Raw genomic sequence first — 2,772 nt, forward strand, 5'->3', positions numbered from 1 at the left:
GTGACAGGTCAGCTCCACGACCACCCGGTCCCGTCCGAACAGGTCGACGAGCTCGCCCAGCGCTGCACCCGCAGCCGCGGTGTCGACGCCGGGCACACCCGCGCCGCCGCGTTCGAGGGCTCGCCGCACCCGCCCTCTGCGACACCCGGTGAGCACGTACCAGTGACCACCGGCGGCCTCGGCGAGCTCCCCGATCTCGTACCGCGGTTCACCCTTCGCACCTCCCCTGAGGTGGGCGTGGGCGATCGCACGCGAGAGTCTGCGATAGCCCTCCCCTCCGCGGGCCAACACGAGCAGGTGTTCACCCCCGGGCAGCGAGAGCTCGGCACCGAAGACGGTCGCCAGACCCAGCTCGGACGCCGCCTCGGCGAATCGGACGACCCCGTACAAGCCGTCGTGATCGGTGATCGCCAGCGCGGTCAGCCCCAGTTCCGCCGCCGCCTCCGCCATCGCCTCGGGTGAGGAGGCGCCGTCCAGGAAGCTGAAGGCGGAATGGGCGTGGAGCTCGGCGTAGGGCACCCGTCCCGGCGTCCGGCGCCCGTGAGGCGGGGTGTACTCACCCCGTCGACGGGACCAGGCGGGGGCGTCGCTGCCGTCACCGGGGTGCGGGTTGTGAGGCCCACGCGGGTTCGGCCGGCCGGACAGAACCCGCTCCAGCTCGGTCCAGGTCCTGGGGCCGTGGTACCAGTTCACCGGGCCTCACCCACCGGGGCCCGGTGCATGGGCTCAGAGTTGGGTGAACGACTCCACGACCCACGCCGACGCCTCGCCGGGCGGTTTACGGCAGCTCTGGGACCGTGGAGGCAGTGGGCGGGTGCCCGCCTCGACGCGCCAGGCGCGTCCGTCTGTGTGGCGGACCACGGCCACGCGCGGGGAATCGGGGTCGATCGTGACGACGAGGTCGCCCGGCCCCGCCTCCACACCGGAGTTCCGCACGGCCACCTCCGCCACCTGACCGGCCGGTGGCCAGGTGCTACGGCCCCGCAGGTTCTCGGTGACGACCCGGCCGTCCAGTGCCGCCTCGACGATCCCGGCCGCGTGGGCCACCTCCGCGGGCCCATAGGTGTAACCGGTGCCGGGCAACAACAGGACCGGGGCGAAGCGGTGCCCCCCGGTGTGGGAACACTCCCACACCGCGGCATCGGGGTCGAGCGCTGCCAGGCGCCCGCCCAACATTGACTCCAGGCCGGCCGCGACGGGGCGGCCCCGCACAGCGCAGCACTGGTCACGCTTGGCGTGGGTGCACACGAGTGGCACAGGTGCCGCGACCTCGCGGGTACCGGCCACGTGCCCGTCCGGAGACAGGTCCAGTCCGAGCAACTCCTCAGGCCCGTCGACGCGGCCGGCGCGGATGCTCTGCCGGTCGGGGCGGGTGTCGCAGAGGTAGAAGCGGTGCCGGTCGAGGCGCTGCCCCTCGCGGCCGGGCCGACGGATGAAGAGCATGCGCGACCCGCAGTCCGCGATGTGCTCCTTGAGACGTCGGGACAGGTCCTCGCCCAGGGCCTCACCGTCGAAGATGTCGCGCCCCCAGCGCCCGGGGACCTCCAGCAGCACCCACGACTCCTCGTGGGCGGCGGTGCCTGCCGGGGGCTCGTCGGCGGACTGCAGGGAACACCAACCCGGGTGTGTGGCGGAATCGGTATCTGACACGACCCCATGGTGCCCCATCCCGCGGGGAGGCGTAACTGTAGCCACCTTGTGGGACAAAAGTGACCAGAGGGATCTAGGGTGGACGTATGCGTATCCATCACCGCCGCTTCGCCGCGGCCGCCGCCCTCACCGCCGTCGCGTCCCTGGGGCTGGCGGGATGTGGAGCCGACACCTCGACCGAATCCCCCACCACCAGCCAGACCACCACGGCGGGATCCTCCCCGGCCGCGCTGGCCCGGGCCCTTGCTCCGGACGAGACCGAGACCTCCGATCCCTCTGCCAGGCCTGCGGACTCCGGACCGAAGAGCGAGGACCCCGGCGAGACCGCCGAGCGCGCCCAGCTCGTCGTGACCGATATCCGCGTGGGCGACTACCAGGGCAAGGATCGCGTGGTCTACGAACTCCAGGGCCAGGGCGTCCCGGGATACTCCGTGGACTACGTGGACGCACCCGCCCAGCAGGGCAGCGGCTCCCCCGTGGAGGTGCCCGGGGACTCGTTCCTCCAGGTGATGATCCGCGACCAGGTCCTTCCCACCATGACGTCGATGACGGAGGTCCCCGTGGGCACCGTCTCGAGCGACGAGGCGACCGGAGTGGCCGGGGTGGCCTTCGCCGGCCAGTTCGAGGGCCGGGCACAATCCGTCATCGGTCTCGAGGGCACGGACCGGCCCTTCTCGGCCTTCCTCCTCCAGAACCCGACCCGACTGGTGGTCGACATAGAACGCTGAGCACACCCGACGAGCGACGAGGGTCACTGCCACGAAGAGTCGTGGACGGTTCATTCGTACACCCCCTCGACCGTCCAACTCCCCGGCTCGTCCCCCACCAGGCAGCACAGCAGCAACGCGGCCGCCCGCTCGGGGACGACCTGTATCCGGGCCTTCGGCCGACGGGGCGCACCACCGGGGCCGGGCTCCCACCAGGCCTCGTCGATCAGCCACGGTCGTGACCAGCCAGCCACCGCACATGGACGGCCCGTGATCTCGACCGCCTCGGGTCGCCCGGTGAGCAGGCCTCGTGGGCCGACCCCGACCGCAACCCCCGCAGCGGTGCGCAGGACGACCCCCCCGGCGAGGGAAACCCGTGCCACGACCCCTGACGCGGGGTCACGGCCCTCGCGGA

3 protein-coding genes and 1 pseudogene are annotated in these 2,772 nt (G+C 72.3%); 1 reads left to right on the top strand and 3 read right to left on the bottom strand.

What is annotated here, in order from left to right:
• Both G6019_RS14530 and G6019_RS14535 read right to left on the bottom strand, forming a co-directional pair.
• On the bottom strand, positions 1–693 hold a 693-nt coding region (locus G6019_RS14530), incomplete at its 3' end, for a PHP domain-containing protein (protein ID WP_182627869.1).
• Positions 694–726: 33 nt separating this feature from the next.
• Positions 727–1,650: a sucrase ferredoxin gene (locus G6019_RS14535; protein WP_309230266.1), complete on the bottom strand. Its 924-nt coding sequence runs from the start codon at positions 1,648–1,650 to the stop codon at positions 727–729.
• A gap of 86 nt (positions 1,651–1,736) precedes the next feature.
• On the opposite strand from G6019_RS14535, the gene G6019_RS14540 reads away from it, so the two are divergent.
• Entirely contained in the window at positions 1,737–2,378 is a 642-nt protein-coding gene (locus G6019_RS14540; protein WP_107755880.1) for an AMIN-like domain-containing (lipo)protein, read from the top strand.
• Between the two features lie 50 nt (positions 2,379–2,428).
• Here G6019_RS14540 and G6019_RS14545 read toward each other — a convergent pair.
• Positions 2,429–2,772, bottom strand: a pseudogene (locus G6019_RS14545) (hypothetical protein); the annotation flags it as partial.

It is taken from the genome of Dietzia sp. DQ12-76 (genome assembly GCF_014145045.1).
GTDB lineage: Bacteria > Actinomycetota > Actinomycetes > Mycobacteriales > Mycobacteriaceae > Dietzia.